The 18,307-nt window shown below is 73.8% G+C and carries 15 protein-coding genes; 7 read left to right on the top strand and 8 right to left on the bottom strand.

The features are described from left to right. Nucleotides 1-10 precede the first annotated feature (10 nt). Nucleotides 11-1,360, top strand: a complete 1,350-nt coding sequence (locus tag BCD48_RS30185) for an MFS transporter (RefSeq protein WP_241842107.1) — start codon at nucleotides 11-13, stop codon at nucleotides 1,358-1,360. Here the strand turns inward: BCD48_RS30185 and BCD48_RS30180 are convergent. The 3 genes from BCD48_RS30180 to BCD48_RS30170 all read right to left on the bottom strand — a co-directional run bounded on the left by BCD48_RS30180 (nucleotide 1,357) and on the right by BCD48_RS30170 (nucleotide 5,286). After that, the gene (locus tag BCD48_RS30180) at nucleotides 1,357-2,541 is read right to left on the bottom strand and encodes a Gfo/Idh/MocA family protein (protein WP_491677182.1); all 1,185 of its coding nucleotides are present in this window, start codon (nucleotides 2,539-2,541) and stop codon (nucleotides 1,357-1,359) included. The genes BCD48_RS30185 and BCD48_RS30180 overlap by 4 nt on opposite strands. 73 nt (nucleotides 2,542-2,614) lie before the next feature. Next, nucleotides 2,615-4,015, bottom strand: a complete 1,401-nt coding sequence (locus BCD48_RS30175; protein WP_241842106.1) for a flavin reductase — start codon at nucleotides 4,013-4,015, stop codon at nucleotides 2,615-2,617. A gap of 152 nt (nucleotides 4,016-4,167) precedes the next feature. Beyond that, complete coding sequence (locus BCD48_RS30170) at nucleotides 4,168-5,286, bottom strand: nitronate monooxygenase (RefSeq protein WP_241842105.1); 1,119 nt, start codon at nucleotides 5,284-5,286, stop codon at nucleotides 4,168-4,170. A gap of 336 nt (nucleotides 5,287-5,622) precedes the next feature. Between BCD48_RS30170 and BCD48_RS30165 the strand changes: the two genes are divergently transcribed. Further along, on the top strand, nucleotides 5,623-6,378 hold the full coding sequence (locus tag BCD48_RS30165; RefSeq protein WP_083419432.1) for a TSUP family transporter: 756 nt from the start codon (nucleotides 5,623-5,625) through the stop codon (nucleotides 6,376-6,378). A gap of 12 nt (nucleotides 6,379-6,390) precedes the next feature. Here the strand turns inward: BCD48_RS30165 and BCD48_RS30160 are convergent, their stop codons facing one another. The 4 genes from BCD48_RS30160 to BCD48_RS30145 all read right to left on the bottom strand — a co-directional run bounded on the left by BCD48_RS30160 (nucleotide 6,391) and on the right by BCD48_RS30145 (nucleotide 11,146). Further along, nucleotides 6,391-7,311, bottom strand: coding sequence for a hypothetical protein (locus BCD48_RS30160; protein WP_071051756.1), 921 nt, complete (start codon nucleotides 7,309-7,311; stop codon nucleotides 6,391-6,393). Between the two features lie 145 nt (nucleotides 7,312-7,456). Then, nucleotides 7,457-8,299 carry a cytochrome P450 gene (locus tag BCD48_RS30155; RefSeq protein ID WP_071051755.1) on the bottom strand — a complete coding sequence of 281 codons (843 nt, stop codon included), beginning with the start codon at nucleotides 8,297-8,299 and terminating at the stop codon, nucleotides 7,457-7,459. Beyond that, nucleotides 8,227-9,462, bottom strand: a complete 1,236-nt coding sequence (locus BCD48_RS30150) for a cytochrome P450 (RefSeq protein ID WP_241842104.1) — start codon at nucleotides 9,460-9,462, stop codon at nucleotides 8,227-8,229. The genes BCD48_RS30155 and BCD48_RS30150 overlap by 73 nt, the downstream gene beginning before the upstream one ends. A gap of 721 nt (nucleotides 9,463-10,183) precedes the next feature. Next, a complete protein-coding gene (locus BCD48_RS30145; RefSeq protein ID WP_198543455.1) occupies nucleotides 10,184-11,146 on the bottom strand; it encodes a hypothetical protein in 963 nt (320 codons plus the stop codon). Between the two features lie 131 nt (nucleotides 11,147-11,277). Here BCD48_RS30145 and BCD48_RS30140 point away from each other — a divergent pair, with 131 nt between their 5' ends. Then, nucleotides 11,278-12,213 carry a TIGR03619 family F420-dependent LLM class oxidoreductase gene (locus BCD48_RS30140; RefSeq protein WP_241842103.1) on the top strand — a complete coding sequence of 312 codons (936 nt, stop codon included), beginning with the start codon at nucleotides 11,278-11,280 and terminating at the stop codon, nucleotides 12,211-12,213. Between the two features lie 180 nt (nucleotides 12,214-12,393). On the opposite strand, the gene BCD48_RS30135 is transcribed toward BCD48_RS30140, so the two are convergent. Continuing rightward, nucleotides 12,394-13,410: an LLM class F420-dependent oxidoreductase gene (locus tag BCD48_RS30135; RefSeq protein ID WP_071051754.1), complete on the bottom strand. Its 1,017-nt coding sequence runs from the start codon at nucleotides 13,408-13,410 to the stop codon at nucleotides 12,394-12,396. A 285-nt stretch (nucleotides 13,411-13,695) separates the two neighbouring features. Here BCD48_RS30135 and BCD48_RS30130 point away from each other — a divergent pair, with 285 nt between their 5' ends. Genes BCD48_RS30130 through BCD48_RS30115 form a run of 4 tightly spaced genes read left to right on the top strand, consistent with a single transcriptional unit; the run spans nucleotide 13,696 to nucleotide 18,237 of the window. Continuing rightward, nucleotides 13,696-15,225, top strand: a complete 1,530-nt coding sequence (locus BCD48_RS30130; RefSeq protein WP_071051753.1) for an aldehyde dehydrogenase — start codon at nucleotides 13,696-13,698, stop codon at nucleotides 15,223-15,225. After that, complete coding sequence (locus BCD48_RS30125) at nucleotides 15,222-15,956, top strand: EthD domain-containing protein (protein WP_083419415.1); 735 nt, start codon at nucleotides 15,222-15,224, stop codon at nucleotides 15,954-15,956. The genes BCD48_RS30130 and BCD48_RS30125 overlap by 4 nt, the downstream gene beginning before the upstream one ends. Nucleotides 15,957-16,012: 56 nt before the next feature. Further along, nucleotides 16,013-17,131, top strand: a complete 1,119-nt coding sequence (locus BCD48_RS30120; protein WP_071051752.1) for an NDMA-dependent alcohol dehydrogenase — start codon at nucleotides 16,013-16,015, stop codon at nucleotides 17,129-17,131. Between the two features lie 14 nt (nucleotides 17,132-17,145). Continuing rightward, a complete protein-coding gene (locus tag BCD48_RS30115; protein WP_083419414.1) occupies nucleotides 17,146-18,237 on the top strand; it encodes an NAD-dependent epimerase/dehydratase family protein in 1,092 nt (363 codons plus the stop codon). Nucleotides 18,238-18,307: the final 70 nt, after the last annotated feature.

The following is an 18,307-nucleotide window of genomic DNA, read 5'->3' as shown; positions in this document are numbered from 1 at the left end:
AGATCACGGCGTGTCCGCTCCGCCCGCCGATGCTTTCGGCCATCCTGGTGAGGTAGTTCCGGTCGGTGGGGTGCTGCCCGACCCGAAGTCGCCGGCCCCGACACGGTCGGGGGCGACACCCGGGGCCGCCGGTGAGGCAGCCGTGCGCGGCCCGTCACGCCTGCCGTACCTGCTGTCGACGGTCGGGCTGGAGAGCATGACCGCCGTCACCGCACCGTTCCTCGGGCGCACGCTCGGGGCGGCGCCGTTCGCGCTCGCGGGGGTGGAGGCCGCCGGCCGCGCCGGATCGGCGGCAGCCCGGTACGGCCGCAACCAGCTCGCCGACCGGCAACCGGGGCTGCGCGGGTTTCTGGACCTTGCCGGCTCGGCGGGGCTGGCGCTCGCGGCCGGGTTCTTCGCCGCCAGCAGCGTTCTCTGGCAGGCCGGGGCGTGCCGGGCCGGTTCCTGGGCCGCACGCGGGCTGGGGACGCCGGCGCTCGAGGAGCACGCGAGCGTGGCGGCCCCGGCGCACCAACTTGGCCGGAGGCTCGGGTTCGAGCGGTCCATCGGCGCGCTCGGCGCGGCCGTCGGCGCGCTGCTGGTGGCGGTGTTGCTGGAGGTAACCGACACTCGCGGCGTCATCGGCTACGCCCTGATACCCGTCGCACTGGCGGTGGTGGTGAGCATCTTCGGCCTGCGGCGTGGCCGGGCCGACGCGCCGCCGCCATCCGCTCCCACCCAGATCAAGATCACAAAGCTGCGCGGCGGGCCGCTCGGCATCCTGCTGCTCGGGATCGTCTGCTATGAGGCGTCCAACATCGCGGTCGTGCTGCTCCTGCTGCGGGCTTCCAAGATCGTCAGCGTGAGCGAGGCGCTGCCCGTCGTCCAGCGAGTCGCCCTCTGCTACGGGCTCTACCAGCTCAGCGCCGCCGCCTGCGCGGTGGTCGCGGGCCGGCTGACGGACCGTGCCGCCGCGAGCCTCGTGCTCGCGGCCGGCGGGCTGAGCCTGCTGGGGGCCTACCTCGGCCTGGCGTGGGCCAGCGCGGGCGACGACGCGATAGTGGTGCTCTGCCTCCTGCTCGCCGGGGCGGCGGCCGGGGCGGTCGACACCGCCGAGTTCACCGGCGTGGCCCGGCTGACCAGCCCAGACTCGCGGCGCGCCGCGTTCGGCGTGCTCGCCGGGCTGCAGAGCGGCGGCCGGGTGTTCGCGACGCTGACCGCGGGCGGGCTGTGGACCCTGATCGGCCCCAAGGCCGGCCTGCTGGTCTGCGGGCCGCTGCTCGTCGCCGCCATCGTCATCTTCGCGGTCCGGGTGGACCGCCCCAGCCGTGCCCAGCGGGCGGCGCCCCCGGCGGCCGGCGCCCCAGAGCCCCGGGCCTAAGGCACGGGGATCGAGGCCTCGCCCGGGTAACGAACGCCGAGGACGGCGCGGACGCGGTCGAGGGTGGCCGCGACGCGGACGCTCTCCGCCGGCGGCATCACGTCGCTGTCGAGATGGCCGGCGCGCAGCCGGTCATGGACGTGGCGCACCTGGTAGTGCAGACCGATCCCGGTCAGCGGCGTCTCGATCCGGCGTTCGGGGGCCGGGCCGTCCGCCGCGCCCCCGATGCGGACAGGCGCCGCCGGCGTCCGCACCCACAGCACCTCCGGTGCCCACATCGACGCGGGGAACTCCAGCGACCCGCGGGTGCCGGTGATCCGGGCCGCCCCCGGCAGGTCGGCACGCAGCGACGACGTCGCGACGGCGAGCGCGCCCGCGTCGTAGCGCAGCACGGCGACGACGTGCTCGTCGACCCCGGTGGCGCCGATGATGCCGCCGGCGGTGACGCCGTCCGGGGCGCCGAGCAGCAGGTGGGCGAACTGCACCGGGTAGATGCCGATGTCCAGCACGCTGCCGCCGCCGAGCGCCGGGTCGAACAGCCGGTGGGCCGGATCGAACGGCGCGCGGAAGCCGAACTCGGCCTCGACCAGCAGCACGTCACCGATCTCGCCGCCGCCGACCAGGTCGCGCATCACCTGGTAGCCCGGGGTGAACCGGCTCCACACCGCCTCCATCAGGAACCGGCCGGCGGCGGCGGCCGCGGCGGCCATCTCGCCGGCCTGCGCGGCGTTCAGCGCGAGTGGCTTCTCGCACAGGACGTGCTTGCCCTCGCCGAGGAACAGCAGCGTGTGCGCGAGGTGGGCCGGGTGTGGCGAGGCGACGTAGACGATGTCGACCTCCGGGTCCGCGGCGAGCGCCTCGTAGGAGCCGTGGCGGCGCGGCACCGCGAACTCGGCGCCGAACGCCTCGGCACGCTCGGCGCCCCGCGAGCCGACGGCGACCAGCTCGGCGTCCTCGACCAGCGCGAGATCGCGGGCGAACTCCCTGGCGATCATGCCGGTACCCGCGATACCCCACCGGAACCGGCCGCCGGTGGCCGAGGCGCCGCCACCGCCCGACTGTGTGCCGGACGGGGCCGACGGGGCATCCCGCGGCGACGAGCGCACGGACGAGGAGCCCACGGACGGGAGGTCAGGAGATGAGGAGGCGGACGGTGATGACGACGCTGACGGCTCTTCCACGCCGGCCATCCTGCTCCAGCGCGCGCCCCGGCGTCCTCCCCCCGCCCCGCCCTCGAGGACGCACGGGGCCAGGTCAGCCGGGGTGGTGGCCGCCGAGCGCGGTGGTCACGGTGGCGGCGGCGGCACGCAGGGCGGCGACCGGGTCCTCGCCGCCGGCGGCGGTGGCGCCGAGCGGGCCGTGGACACCGATGAGCGTCAGGACCAGCACGACCGTCCCGTCGCGGCCGAAGACGGGCGCGGACACGGTGCGCAGCTCGTCCTCCCTGCCGCCGCGAGCCCCGCGCCCCTCTTCGAGGCTCGCCTGGCCGTCGCCGGACGTGGGCGTGGGCGCCGCCGACGGCGACTCGTAGCCGGGCGGAAGGGCGCGGATCAGCCGGCGCACCGCGTCGTGGCCGGGGTCCGCGGGGTCCGTGGGGTCGGCCTTGGCCAGCACGGTGTTCAGCTCGCCGTGCCAGCCGGCGCCCCGGCCGACGGCGTAGCCGGCGGCGCGGACCTCGGCGAGGGTCGTCTCCAGCGCCCGGGCGGTGCCGGGTGGGCAGTCCCTGCCCGCCCGGTCCAGCCAGGCACGCCGGGCGAGCTCGCCCGCCCAGGCGACGAACGCGGTGCCCAGCGGCGGCAGGAACGGGATGCGCTGCCCGACCCGGGTCGGCAGCTCACCGGAGGGCGACGACCCGGAGACCGCGTTCGCGACCAGTACCATCTCGTCACCGACCGCGGCGCTGGCCACGCACTCGGCGCCGAGCCGGGCGGCCAGCTCCTCCATCTGCGGGCGGGCGAGGTCGGCGGTGCGCAGCTGGACGGCGAGGTCGCCCTCCCAGGCGGCGAGCGAGAGCGGCGAGAACCGGCCGTAGCCACCCTGGAAGAAGACCAGCGGCAACGCCGAGCGGCCGACGTCCAGGACGCGCACCAGGCCGAGCACCAGGTCATGGTCGCCGGCCGGGTGGACGGCCTCGAGGTCGCAGTCGATCCAGGCGACGGCACCGTCGAGGATCGGCGCCCCTGACGGCGCCGGCCGCCAGGGCAGCTCGGCGAACTTGTCGCCGCCGCGGACGGCGAACGTCCGGCAGACCGACTCCTGGTCGTAGCCGAGGATGTTCACGCAGAACCGGCCGGTGGCCGCGATCCGCGGCCAGCTGCTCGACCGGCGGTCCGGGAAGAACGCGACGAGCGGCGGGTCGAGCGACGCCGACGTGAAGGAGCCGACCGCGAGCCCCACGGGCGCGCCGCCCTTGTCGAGGCCAGTGACCACGGCCACGCCGGTGGGAAAGTTCCCCAGCACCTGCCGGAACCAGCCGGTGTCGATCGCCGGAGCCGCTGCCTCCTGGCCCGCGGCGCCCTGGCCCTCGGACCCTGGGCTCGTGGGGCTCGGGCCGGCGGGGCCCGGGCCCGCGGGGCCGGCGCTCATCGCGGTCGGGCTCGCCGCGGTCGGGCTCGCCGCGTCGGGGTGCGCGGCGTTCGGCGGCTGCGGTGCCATCAGGCTCAGCTCCCTGCGACGTTCGTCGTTTCTCAGAAGGGACGCCATGCGGTGGGCGCCGCTTCCCGAGCGGCGTTGTCCCGGCCAGACGCCGGTATGGCCGGCACGGCTCCCGGCCTGGCCTCGCGCGCCAGGCCGGGGCCCGGGCCGTCCTACTCCTCGATCAGGCCCGACAGCCGCTGGGTCGTGGCGATCCATTCCTCCACGAGGCCGTGCACGACCTCGGCGGCGGGGCGGCGGGCGTTCATCCGCCCGACGATCTGGCCGACCGGGAACCCGTTGAGCTCCGGCGTGCCGGCCCGGGTGAACCGGCGGGCGGCCTCGGCCCAGACGACGCCCTGCAGCGGCATCGGCAGCGTCTTCGGCGCGTCCGGCCTCTCCCACGCATCCGTCCAGGCGTTGCGCAGCAGGCGGGCGGGCTTGCCCGTCATCGAGCGCGACCGGACGGTGTCCCGCGAGGTGGCCTTCAGCAGGTTGTCGACGGCGGCCAGGTTGGTGTCCGCCTCGGCGACCGTGAGCCAGATCGAGCCGGTCCAGGCGCCCTGCGCGCCGAGCGCGAGCGCCGCCGCCACCTGCCGCCCCGAGCCGATGCCGCCGGCCGCGAGCACCGGCACGCCCGGCCCGACGGCGTCGACGACATCGGGGACAAGCACCATCGTCCCTATCTCGCCCGTGTGCCCGCCGGCCTCGGTGCCCTGCGCGACGATGATGTCGACGCCCTGCTCGACCTGCTTGACGGCGTGCCGCGGGCTGCCGACCAGCGCCCCGACCAGGATGCCGTGCTCGTGCGCCCGGTCGACGACCTCCTTCGGCGGCGGGCCGAGGGCGTTGACGAGCAGGCGCGTCGGGTGCTTGAGCGCCACCTCGACCTGGCCGGGGCCCTCCAGGTCGACGGCGAGGCCGGCGGCCTTGATGTCGCGGCCGTCCTCGGCGTCCTCGGGCAGCGGCGGGACGCCGTACTCGGCGAGCACCGAGTCGACGAACGCCCGGTGCTCCGCCGGCACGAGACCGGAGATCTTCTCCCGGGTGAGACCCTCGCCCTTGCCCATGTACGCGTTCGGCATGACGATGTCGACGCCGTAGGGCTTGCCATCGACATGGTCGTCGATCCAGGAAAGCTCGACCTCGAGCTCCTCCGCGTTGAACGCCAGCGCGCCGAGCACCCCGAACCCGCCGGCCCGGCTCACCGCGGCGACGACGTCGCGGCAGTGCGAGAACGCGAAGATCGGGAACTCGATGCCGAGCCGGTCACAGATAGGTGTTCGCACCACAACCCCTCTCGTCTTTTCTACGGTTACTTTCCGTCCCCGGCTTGCGTCCCACTGTGACTAGCCTTCCGGCATATCCAGCCCAGACTGAAACGAGTTCTAGTTTTGCCGTGGCGGGCGCCCGAGGCAAGCCAATCCGCGAATATCGCCCTCGCCCTCGCCGACGGCACCCGAGGGCCGGACCCGGACCGGCTCGGATCCGTTGCTCACATCCGCGCCGCGGCCCAGGTGGCCATGCTCGGGGGACGGATAGCGTCGCCGCGTGCCACGCCGGTTGTCCTCGACGCTTCACCGGCTGGCCCGTTCCGGCGTCCGGCGCGCCTCGGCCGGGATGGCGCGATGAGCGCCGCCGACCTCGCGATGCTGGTCGTCGCCGGCCTGCTGGCCGGGATCACCGGGACGGTGGGGCTCGCGTCGCTGGTCTCCTACCCGGCGCTGCTCGCTGTCGGGCTGCATCCCCTGGACGCCAACGTCACCAACACGGTCGCGCTGGTCTCCATCGCCGTCGGCGCGGTCGCCGGCTCCCGGCCGGAGCTCTCGGGCCAGACGCAGCGGGTGCTGCGGTACGGCGCGTTGACGCTGCTCGGCGGCTCGGCGGGCGCGGTGCTGCTGCTGGCGACGCCGCCGGGGGCGTTCACGCTGGCCGTGCCGTGGCTGATCGCGGGGGCCGCGGTGCTGCTCGCGCTGCAGCCGCGGCTGGTGCGAAGGCCGGCGGGCGTGATCGACGAACGGGGGCTCCCGGTGAGCGCCGCGGTGCTCGGCGTGGGTGTCTATCTCGGCTACTTCGGCGCCGGCGGTGGGGTGGCGCTGCTGGCCGTGCTCGCGCTGGCGCTGCCGGAGCCGCTGGCGCGGGTGAACGCCGTCAAGACCGTGTCCGGCGGGTTCGCGAACCTGCTGGCGGCCTTCGCGTTCGCGCTCGTCGCCCCGGTGCACTGGGCGGCGGTCGGGGCACTCGCGGCCGGGCTGCTCGTGGGCGGCGCCGTCGGACCGGCGATCGTCCGGGTCCTGCCGGCGACGGCCGTCCGGCTCGCCGTGTCCGCCGCCGCCTTATGCCTCGCCGTCAGCCTCGGCGTCAATGCCTACGCCGCCGGTTGAGGGCGGAGGCCGTCAGCCGAGAGCCGTCAGGTCGAACAGACGGGGGTCCGGGGTATCGCCCACGGTCAGGTGGCGTAGCGCGCGGCGCTCCACGAGCCGGCCGAGGTAGTAGGCGGCGAGCTCGACGATGACGCCGGTCTCGTCGTCCAGGACGAGGTCGAAGCGCTGTGCGCCGTCGGCGAGCCCTTCAAGTGCCGGCGGGCGCGGGCCGGGGCGGGGCGCCATGGTCAGGCGGGTCGAGGGCCGGCCACCGGCCTGGACCGGCGCGACCAGCCTCGGCCGCAGCCAGGACAGCAGTAGCCAGGGGCGGACGAGCAGCTGCTCCCGCACGACGAGGCCGGGCCGGCGAGGCGGGTCCGGGGCGCTGATGGTCCCGGTGCCGCTGATGGTCCCGGTGCCGCTGATGGTCCCGGTGCCGCTGACGGCTTCGCCGCGGCGGCGGCGCCAGTGCTCACCGACGACGACCGTCACCTCGTCCTCGTCGGGCCACTCGACCCGCAGCCTGCCGTCGGCGGCGAGCAGCCGGCCGCGGCGGACCACCGGGTCGGTGGCGTCCTCGCCGCGGGCGGGCGGGGCGGGCGCCGGCAGAAACGCCGCCGGCACGGTCCCGGCCGGGACCCGCGAGGCCGCTCCCCCGCCGCCGAGGCCGGGCGTTCCCTCGTCGTCGAGGTCCGCGGCCCAGGCGTCGAGGATCGACTCCCAGTCGGAGCCAGGCCTGCCCCAGCCGCCGGGGCCGCCGCCTGCCGCGGCGCCCCGCCCGCCGCCCGTGGCTGGTTCGTCGCGGGTCCTGGCCTCGAGGTCGCGCGCGAGCGCCGCGCGGCGCGCGTCCGCGAGAGTGCCCGGGTCATAGCGGTGCACCAGCTCGGCATGGATGGACGGCCATCCCTCGCCGCACGCGACCATCACAGCCAGCGCGTCACCCAGCGACCTCATGTCGTGATGTTGACACAGCTCGCCACGAACTGTTGGTCGTTTGTTCACGGTAGGTCTCCGTGCCCCGGCTGGCTGGCCCGCCCGAGCCAGGTCGCCCGCGGCGCGGTACGCCCCACCAGGCCCGGGGCCCGCATCAGTCGGCGGCTCAGTCGGCGGGGATGAGGCGGACCTGCATCTCCTTGACGCCGTTGATGAAGTTCGAGCGCAGGCGGCGCGGCGCGGCGGTCGGCACGACCTGGGCGACGCGGCGGGCCAGCGTCCGGTACATGATCTCGATCTCCAGCTGCGCGAGGTGGCGGCCCAGGCAGAAGTGCGGGCCGCCGCCGCCGAAGCCGACATGCGGGTTCGGGTCGCGGCCGATGTCGAACGCGTGCGGGTTCTCGAACACCGCCTCGTCGAAGTTGGCCGCCGTGTAGTACATGATGACCTTGTCGTTCTCCCTGATGAGCTGGCCGGAGAGCTCGACGTCGCGGGTGGCGGTACGCCGGAAGCCCATCACCGGGCTCGCCCAGCGGACCATCTCGTCAGCGGCGAGACGCGCCATCCGGTCTGGGTCGGCGCGCAGCCGCTCCCACTGTTCCGGGTAGTCGATCAGAGCCTGCATGCCACCGGAGATCGCGTTCCGGGTGGTCTCGTTACCGGCGACCATCAACAGAATGAAGAACAGGTCGAACTCGAGCTCCGACAGTTCGTGGCCGTTCTCGTCCGGGACGACCAGCTTGCTGACGATGTCGTCGACCGGGCACCCTCGCTTCGCCTTGCCCAGCTCGTTGGCGTAGGCGTAGGCCTCCGCCGCGGCTACCACGCCCTCGTCGGGGGCCGGACTGAGCTCGGGATCGTCGGCCGCCAGCATCCGGTTCGACCATTCGAAGATCTTGTAGCGGTCGGCGTTCGGGACGCCCATCAGCTCCGCGATTACCACGAGGGGCAGCTCAGCCGCGCACAGCGCCACGAAGTCGCCGGAGCCGGCGGCCAGCGCCTTGTCCACGATCGTGTCGCAGGCACTCTGGATCTTGCCGGCGAGCCGGCCGACCGTGCGCGGCGTGAAGCCGCGGTTGAGCAGGCTACGCAGCGGCCCAGGCAGAAGTGCGGGCCGCCGCCGCCGAAGCCGACATGCGGGTTCGGGTCGCGGCCGATGTCGAACGCGTGCGGGTTCTCGAACACCGCCTCGTCGAAGTTGGCCGCCGTGTAGTACATGATGACCTTGTCGTTCTCCCTGATGAGCTGGCCGGAGAGCTCGACGTCGCGGGTGGCGGTACGCCGGAAGCCCATCACCGGGCTCGCCCAGCGGACCATCTCGTCAGCGGCGAGACGCGCCATCCGGTCTGGGTCGGCGCGCAGCCGCTCCCACTGTTCCGGGTAGTCGATCAGAGCCTGCATGCCACCGGAGATCGCGTTCCGGGTGGTCTCGTTACCGGCGACCATCAACAGAATGAAGAACAGGTCGAACTCGAGCTCCGACAGTTCGTGGCCGTTCTCGTCCGGGACGACCAGCTTGCTGACGATGTCGTCGACCGGGCACCCTCGCTTCGCCTTGCCCAGCTCGTTGGCGTAGGCGTAGGCCTCCGCCGCGGCTACCACGCCCTCGTCGGGGGCCGGACTGAGCTCGGGATCGTCGGCCGCCAGCATCCGGTTCGACCATTCGAAGATCTTGTAGCGGTCGGCGTTCGGGACGCCCATCAGCTCCGCGATTACCACGAGGGGCAGCTCAGCCGCGCACAGCGCCACGAAGTCGCCGGAGCCGGCGGCCAGCGCCTTGTCCACGATCGTGTCGCAGGCACTCTGGATCTTGCCGGCGAGCCGGCCGACCGTGCGCGGCGTGAAGCCGCGGTTGAGCAGGCTACGCAGCCGGGTGTGGTCCGGCGGGTCCTGGTTGACCATCATCATCTGCTGCTCGGCCAGCCGCTCGGGGTCCTGCTCGTTGAGAAAGCAGGTCTGCCTGTGCGACGAGAAGATCTCCGGATTGCGGGAGACGTACGTGACGTCGGCGTGCCTGGTCACCGCCCAGAACCCGTCCGGCAGCTCGTGGTCGGCGTGCCGGAAGACCGGGGCCTCGGCCCGCAGCACGGCGAACTGGTCGTGCGGGACACCGGTGACGTACAGATCGGGGTCGTAGACGTCGATGGTGTCGAGGCTGATCTGCGATGCCATGGGGACCTCCGGGTGCGGCACAACCGGCCTGACGAGGGCGGGCGAGGCGGGCGGGTACTGGGGCGGCCCCCGCTGGGGCCCGCGCCCGCGGCGGCCGGCCGACGGTCGCGCCGTCGGCGTGGCCATCGCCGGAGCAGGTTCTCGCGGCCCGACCTGAGCACCCGTCAGGTCACGAGCCCTACGGGACTTTCAGTTTGGGACAAATTTGTAAAGTTGCCAACCCTCAACGCGCCTTTCAGCGAAGGGAAAATCTGTAAAGACGGGCAGGCGGCAGGGTGGGCGGCCGGCGTCGAGGCCGCTCACCCCCCTCGCCCGGTACCAGAGACGCTCGGTACGTCACCCTTGACCACAGGTGGGCGGGAGGCCCGAGCCGCCGGGCCAGCCGGCGACGCCACGTCGTGGGACGACCGCCGGGGCGCGGGCCACCACCCAGCCACCGAGAGCACCGGCGTCAGGACACCCGTCGCCGGTTCCTCCCCGGCACCGCCTGGGCAGGAGCCGGCGACGGCAAGTCGGCCGGGCGGGTGGGGCCGCCCATTGGCTGACGGTCCATCAGGATTCGCGGTGGGACGGACCGGGCACCCGGCAGCCCCGCAGCCCCGCGGGCCGGCGGGCCGGCGGGCCCGGATCGCTCGGCATGGGTGAACGGGCTTCCGGCCGCGGGCGGGATCGGCGGGCTGAGCGGGACCCGCGGGATTGGCGGACCCGTGGAAAAACGGGATCAGCGCAGCTGGTCGACGTAGGTGTCGGTGCCGGGCAGGGTCGGGATGAAGGGCGCGACGAGCTCAAGACGACCGGCGCCACCGGCCTCGGCCTCCTCGGCGGCTCCCCCGAATGCCTCGTCCCACACCGAGCCCGGGTCGGTCTCCAGGAACCACAGCACGGTCACCCGCCGGCCGAGCCCCTCGACCTGCTTGACGTAGGACATCCGGTTCTCCGGCAGCGGCAGCGGGGTGAAGTACAGGCCCATCGCGACGCCGGGCACGCCCAGCACCCGCGGCGCCCGCTCGGCCCGCAGCCACTCGAGGACCCCCGCGACCCCGGCGCCGCCCGGTTCGGCGGCCTCGGCCGGCGCGTCGATGACCTCCACCACCAAGCCCCGGTACGGGTAGTCGAGCGCGTGGACGTCACGCGGGCTCGACGGGCCACCCGGCGCCGGGGCGTCCCGGTAGGACGCCCCCAGGTAGCGCTGGAACGCGGTGAAGATGTGGTCGCGGTCCAGGTAGACCCGCCCGTCCGGCAGGAGACGCTGGTTGGTGGCCACCGTCCAGCGCATGTGCTCCTCCTGGCGGCCCCTCGTGATCCAGTAGACCGCGAGGTAGCAGCCGGTGGCGACCGGCTGGGCGATCGCGGAGTCGTGCGGGCGGCGCAGCAGCTGCAGGTCGCGGGTGGCGACCCAGCGGCGGCCGGCGAACATCCACGGCATCGCCATCGCGCCGGCGTAGAAGTGGTCGTCCTCGTACCAGCGGTTGTAGGCGTGCTCGTGGCCCAGCCCCGGCTCGACCATCGTGATCAGCGCCGAGCCGATCTCGACCGTGTACGGCCCGACCGCGGCGAGCCCCGTGTAGGCCGGGTCCGGGTCGGCCCACGCGACGGGCTCGGCCGGGTCCCTCGTCACGGTCGCCGGCTGGCCGGTCCCGGCGTCGGGAGTGGCCGTCCCGCCGGGCTCGCTGGTGGTCGTCATCGCGCCTGCCTCTCTCGTGGCTGGTCCGGACGGTCCTGTCGCTCGTCCGAGTCGTGGGCGTGGGCCAGCGTAGGCCAGCGTCGCACCGAGAATCTGTCGACCCGTCAGAAAATCTTCTACACTCCGGGTCCGTGACCTCGACAGACCCCCGGGCCGTGGGCGGGCTCGCCTACGGCATGCAGCTGCCCGTCCAGGCGCAGAGCGCGCTGTTCGCCGAGCCGTGGGAGCGCACGGCGGGCCCCGCGGAGCTGGCCGTCGTCGCCGCCGCCGCCGACGCGGCCGGCTTCGACTACATCGGCGTGTGCGATCACGTCGCGATCCCCCGCCGGCTCGCCGCCGCGATGAGCACCGTCTGGTACGACACCATCGCCACGCTCGGCTGGCTCGCGGCCCATACGACGCGCACCCGCCTGCTGTCCCACGTCTTCAACGTCACCTATCGGCACCCGCTGGTCACGGCGAAGGCGTTCGCCACTCTGGACGCCCTCTCGGGCGGCCGGGTGATCGTCGGCGTCGGCGCCGGCCACGTCCCCGAGGAGTTCGCCGCTCTGGGGGTCGACTTCCACCGGCGCGGCCAGCTCCTGGACGCGTCCCTCACGGACGTCGACGCGGCGCTGCGCGACGAGTTCGCGCTCACCGACCCGGCCGGCGGCGGCCTGGGCCAGGCACCCAGGCCCGTCCAGTCCCCGCGCCCGCCGATCTGGGTCGGCGGGTCGGCGCCCGCCGCCGTCCGCCGCGCCGCCCGCTACGACGGCTGGCTTCCGCAGGGCACCGCGCGCGGCGAGATGCGCCCGCTGGTGGAGCTGCTGGCCAAGGAGCGGGCCGCCGCCGGGATCGAGACCGCGGCGGCCGTCGGCGCCGTCACCGAGTGGCTGTACGTCGGCACGCCCGGCTGGGACGTCGACCGCCCCTGCGCCAGCGGCACGCCGGCCGAGCTCGCCGAGAACCTGCGCGAGTACGCCGCGATCGGCGTCACCCACCTGCAGGTGCGCTTCCCCAGCCGGACCCTGGCCGAGCTCACCGACCAGATCACCGCGTTCGGTACCGAGGTCGGCCCGCTCCTCTAGAGGACGGGCTCACCTTCGGCACCAAGTCAGCCCGACGTCGACCGGACGGCCAACGCCAGTTTTCCACCGCCCTGCGTGGCCGCCGCCGCGGCCCTATCCGCTAGAGGGCCAAAGGAGGTGCGAAAATGCTCCTCCTTCGCATCTCCGGAGGCCGCCGTCCCCGGAAGCATTAACGGGCCCTCAGAGCAGGGCGGCGAGGGTGCGCAGGTGGGCCGGGTCCTTGACGCCGCCGACGAGAAGGGTCGTCACCGGGGAGTCGCGCCACAGCTGGAGGCGCTCGCGGATGCGGGCGGGCGGGCCGACGAGGGCGATGCCGTCGGCGAGGTCGTCGGGGACGGCGGCCGCGGCGGCGGCCCGGTCGCCGGCCAGGAAGAGGCGCTGGACCTCGGCGGCCTCGGCGGCGTAGCCGAGCCGGCCGATGAGGTTGAAGTGGAAGTTCGCCGTCTTCGCGCCCATCCCGCCGATGTAGAACGCAAGCGTCCACTTGACCACCGCGAGCCCGGCCGCGACGTCGTCGGTGACGTTCACCGTCACCGGGCAGGCGATCTCGAATCCGGCGGGAGCGCCCTCGAGCGCGTCGGCGTAGGCCTTCGGGCCGCGCTCGGCGTGGTAGAAGATCGGGACCCAGCCGTCGGCGATCTCGGCGGCGAGCGCGACGTTGCGCGGGCCCTCGGCGCCGAGGTAGATCGGGACGCGGCCGCGCAGCGGATGGACGATCATCTTCAGTGGCTTGCCGAGGCCCGTGCCGCCCGGGTACGGCAGCGGGTAGTGCGCGCCGTCGTTCGTCACCGGTTCCTCGCGGGCCAGCGCCTTACGGATGATCCCGACGTACTCGCGGGTGCGGGCGAGCGGCCGCGGGAACGGCTGGCCGTACCAGCCCTCCACGACCTGCGGCCCGGAGACGCCGAGGCCCAGGATCACCCGGCCGCCGGAGAGGTGGTCGAGGGTGGCCACGGTCATCGCCGTACAGGCCGGGGTGCGGGCCGAAAGCTGGATCAGGCCGGTAGCGAGCTTGATTCGGCTGGTGTGCGCGCCGTACCAGGCGAGCGGGGTGATGGCGTCGGAGCCCCACGCCTCGGCGGTCCACAGGGAGTCGTAGCCGCAGGCGTCGGCCTCCTTGACCAGCTCCAGCTGGCCGGGTGGCGGGCTCGCCGGCCAGTAGCCGAGGTTGAGGCCCAGCTTCAGGTCCGCGGTCATGTGTCCTCCTGTCGTCGCGTCCAGCCGGCCTGGCCCCCCCTGGCTGACGGGCCGTCAGTGCTTCTGGTAACCGGGCCGCCGGAGGCGCGAAGGAAGAGCATTTTCGCGCCTCCTTTGGCTGTCAGGAAGCATTGCGGATTTCTAGAACTCGTACTAGTTTTCGGGCGTCCGATCCAGTGAGCCAGGCCACTCGTCCAGCCGTGGCACGCGCGTGACCGCGACGACGCCAGGTCCCGGACGACACCGACCCCAGCGGCGCCGGGCGACCGGCGGACGGAGGCGACGATGCAGGTCCACGACCGGCTGTTCATCGGGGGCGCGTGGGCCGCGCCCGCCGGGACCGGCACCATCGACGTGGTCTCGCCACACACCGAGGAGACGGTCGGACGGGTGCCGGAGGGCACCACCGCCGACCTGGACGCCTCGGTCGCCGCGGCCAGGGACGCCTTCGACAACGGCCCCTGGCCGCGCATGTCGCCCGCCGAGCGGGCCGACGCCATCGGGCGGATCGCGGCGGCGCTGAACGGGAAGGCGGAGGAGGTCGCCCGCACGATCAGCACCGAGATGGGCAGCCCGGTGAGCTGGGCGCTGTTCGGGCAGGTCTACTCGACGACGTTCGCGCTGGACTACTTCGCGAACCTGGCGCGGACGTTCGCGTTCACCGACGTGCGGGCGGGGATGCTCGGCCCCGCCCTGGTCCGCCGGCTGCCGATCGGCGTCGTCGGGGCGATCGTGCCGTGGAACGTGCCGCTCTACGTCACCGCGCTGAAGCTGGGCCCGGCGCTCGCCTCCGGCTCGACGATCGTGATCAAGCCGGCGCCGGAGACGCCGCTGTCGGCCTGGCTGCTCGCGGAGGCCGTCGAGGAGGCCGGCCTGCCGCCGGGCGTCGTCAGCATCGTGCCGGCGCACCGCGAGGTCGCCGAGCATCTCGTCCGCCATCCCGGCGTCGACAAGGTCAGCTTCACCGGCTCGACGGCCGCCGGACGGCGGATCGCCTCGATCTGCGGCGAGCGGCTCGCCCGCTGCACGCTCGAGCTCGGCGGCAAGTCCGCCGCCCTGCTGCTGCCGGACGTGGACGTCGAGGCGGCCCTGCCGGCGCTGCTGCCGGCCGCGCTGATGAACAACGGGCAGGCCTGCGTCGGGCAGACCCGGCTGCTCGCGCCGCGGGAGCGCTACGACGAGATCGTCGAGGCGCTCGTCGCCAAAGTGGGGGCAATGAAGGTCGGCGACCCGCTCGACCCCGCGACCGACATCGGCCCACTGGTGGCCGCGCGGCAGCGCGAACGGGTCGAGGGCTACATCGCGGCTGGCCGGGAGGCCGGTGCCAAGGTCGCGCTCGGCGGCGGCCGGCCGGCCGAGCTGGACCGGGGCTTCTACGTCGAGCCGACCGTGTTCACCGAGGTCGACAACAGCATGAAGATCGCCCAGGAGGAGATCTTCGGTCCGGTCCTGTCGGTCATCCCCTACTCGGGGGTCGAGGAGGCGGTGGCGATCGCCAACGACTCCCGCTATGGCCTGTCCGGCTCGGTGTGGACGGCGGACGTCGACCGGGGCCTGGAGATCTCGGCCCGGATCCGCACCGGGACGTTCAACGTCAACACGTTCATGCTGGAGAACGCCGCGCCGTTCGGCGGCTTCAAGGAGTCCGGGGTCGGCCGCGAGCTCGGGCCGGAGGGACTGGCCGCCTACCTGGAGTACCAGTCGGTGAACCTCCCGGCCGGCTGGACCCCGCCGGCCCCGGCCCCCGAGACGGGCGCGGGCGCGGCGGGCGCGGCCAGTACGAACGGAGCGAGCACGGACGGAGCGGGCGCGTGAGCGGGGAGGGGACCGGCGCGTTAGCCGGCGCCGGTGGGGCCGGCCCGGACGAGGCGCCCGCCGGCGAGATCCTGCTGTTCCTGTTCACCCGCAAGGACGGCGTGTCCGAGGACCAGTTCCGCGACCACTACCTCGGCGTGCACGCCCCGATGAGCGTGGCGCACTCGACGGCGACCGGCCGCTACGTCGTGCGCCTCGTCGAGGGCGGCCACGGGCCGCTGCCGCTGCCGCTGGACGCGGTCACCGAGATCCACACCGAGTCGGTCGACGCGTTCGTCGACCCGGCCAAGGGCTGGGACTCGACGGAGAACTGGAAGGCCGTGATCGACGACGCGGCGAGCTTCCTCGAGGGCTTCCACATGTACCGCGTCAGCCGCGAGGTCCTGGTCCCCGCGGAGGCGGACACGGCCGCGCACCCCCCGGGCGAGGCGGCCGGGGTGGCCGATGCCGCCGCTGGCGTGGTGGGGGCGCGCGGACGCTCGCCCGGCGTCGTGCTCGCCCGGCTCTTCCTCACCGACGACACGGGCGAGGAGGCGGCCGACGAGCCGGACGGCCCGGACGCCATCCCCGGCGCCGTCCGCTACCGGGTACTCGACACGCTGAGCCCGGGCGCGCCGCCGCTGCACGCCGTCGATCTCGTGACACTGCCGGACGCGACAGCGGCCCGCTACCGTCCGAACACATATGTACTCGGCGAGTACGTGCAGAAATGGCCAGAGGAGGTGCGATGATGATCTTCCATCGCGTCTCCGGAGGCCCCCCGGACTCTAAGGAGGCCTGACGGGTCATGCGCACCAAGGCAGCGGTGATGTGGGGGCTGAACCAGCCCTGGACCGTCGAGGAGATCGAGCTCGACCCGCCGAAGGCCGGCGAGGTGCTGGTCCGCTGGCACGTCTCCGGCATGTGCCACTCCGACGACCACCTACGCACCGGCGACATGGGCGCCGGCACGCCGATCGTCGGCGGTCACGAGGGCGCCGGCGTCGTCGAGTCCGTCGGACCCGAGGTCACGAGCGTCGCCCCGGGCGACCACGTGATCTGTACGTTCATGCCGTCGTGCGGGCAGTGCCGCTGGTGCGCGAGCGGCCGCTCGAACCTGTGCGACCTTGGCGCGAACCTGATGATGGGCTACGGCGTGGACGGCACCGCCCGCTTCCACGCCCGCGGCCAGGACCTCTCGGCAATCTGCTTCCTCGGCACGTTCAGCGAGTACACGGTGCTGCACGAACGCAGCATCGTCAAGATCGACGACGACATCCCGATGGATGTGGCCGCGCTCGTCTCCTGCGGCGTGCCGACCGGCTATGGCTCGGCGGTCCACACCGCGAGGGTCGTCCCCGGCGAGACGGTTGTCGTCGTCGGCGCCGGCGGCGTCGGGATGAACGCGGTCCAGGGCGCGCGGATCGCCGGCGCCGAGCGGATCATCGCCGTCGACCCGGTCGAGTCCAAGCGGGACGCCGCCAAGATCTTCGGCGCCACCCACGCGGCGGCCGACCTGGACGAGGCGACCGCGCTCGTCCGCGACCTGACCCACGGGGCGATGGCCGACGCCGCGATCATCACCGTCGGCGTCGTCAAGGGCGACCAACACATCGCGCCGACGATGGCGCTGGTCTCCAAGGGCGGGCGGGTCGTCGTCACCGGCGTGTCGCCGGTCCAGGACAACGACGTCAAGCTGTCCCTGTTCGACCTGGCGATCTTCCAGAAGGAGCTGCGCGGCACCCTGTTCGGCGCGTGCAACGCCCGCTCGGACCTGCCGACGCTGTTCCGGCTCTACCGCTCCGGCCAGCTCAAGCTCGACGAGCTGATCACCAACCGCTACCCGCTGGAGGAGATCAACGCCGGGTACACGGACATGCTCGCGGGCCGCAACATCCGCGGCGTCATCGTCCACGACGTGAGCTGACGGAGGCGCACTCGATGTCCGACACCGCCGAGGCACCCTCCGGTGGCACGAGCTACGACCAGCTCGCCGGCGCGACGGCCGCGGGCGCCGGCGACGCCGACGAGTACCCCGAGGCGGCGAAGGGTGCGGCGGGCCCGCTGGGCCCCGTCGATCTTGTCGACCGGACGATCCTCGTGACCGGCGTGACCGGCCAGGTCGCCCGCCCGCTCGCGGTCGCGCTCGCCAGGAACAACACCGTCTACGGCGCGGCCCGGTTCAAGGACGCGGCGCTGCGCGAGGAGCTGACCGCGGCCGGGGTGCGCGCCACCCCCGCCGACCTCGTCACCGGCGAGCTGTCCCAGCTGCCCGAGCGGGTCGAGTTCGTCCTGCATTTCGGGGTCGTCAAGAGCAACCGCTGGAACGTCGACCTGGACGGCAACGTCGGCGGGACCCTGGCGCTCGCCGAGCGCTACGCCGGGATCGCGCGGGCGTTCCTGTACTGCAGCTCGGGCGCGGTCTACGCGCCCGACCACGATGGCGTGCTGGCGGAGGACCACGCGCTCGGCGACAGCCACGCCGTCTGGCCGTTCCTGCACACCTACAGCGTCTGCAAGATCGCCGCCGAGAGCGCGGCACGGTACGCGGCCCGCCGCTTCGGCCTGCCGACGACGATAGCGCGGCTGAACGTTCCCTACGGCCCGACGGCCGGCGGCCTGCCCGACTACCACCTGCAGATGATGGCCGCCGGGATGGCGGTGCCCGTCTACGGCGAGAGCGAGGCGGACGCGACACCCACCCGCTACCAGCTGCTGCACGACGACGACATCGCGGCCATGATCCCCGGCCTGCTGGCGGTGGCGGAGGTGCCGGCGACGGTCCTCAACTGGGCCGGGCCCGAGACGCCCAGCGTCCAGGAGTGGTGCGCCGAGCTCACGGCGCTCACCGGCATCCCGGCGACGTTCGAGTACACGAAGGCGACCCTGGGCAGCGTCGTCATGGACCTGACGACGCTGCACGAGCGGGTCGGCCGGGCGGGCGTCCCGTGGCGCGAGGGCCTGCGCGTCATGGTCACCGCCCGCCATCCTCACCTGCTGCGCGCCGACGCCGCCGCCCAGGCCCCGGCCTAGCGCCGCGGCGGTTCCCGTGTGGCGCCGAAGGCGAGGGGCGGCACCACCTGGGCCGTGCCAGGCATGACTG

The organism is Pseudofrankia coriaricola (assembly GCF_001854805.1).
Classification (GTDB): Bacteria; Actinomycetota; Actinomycetes; order Frankiales; family Frankiaceae; genus Pseudofrankia.
Note: the sequence above shows the minus strand (reverse complement) of the source record. Positions and strands in the feature narration are given on the sequence as shown.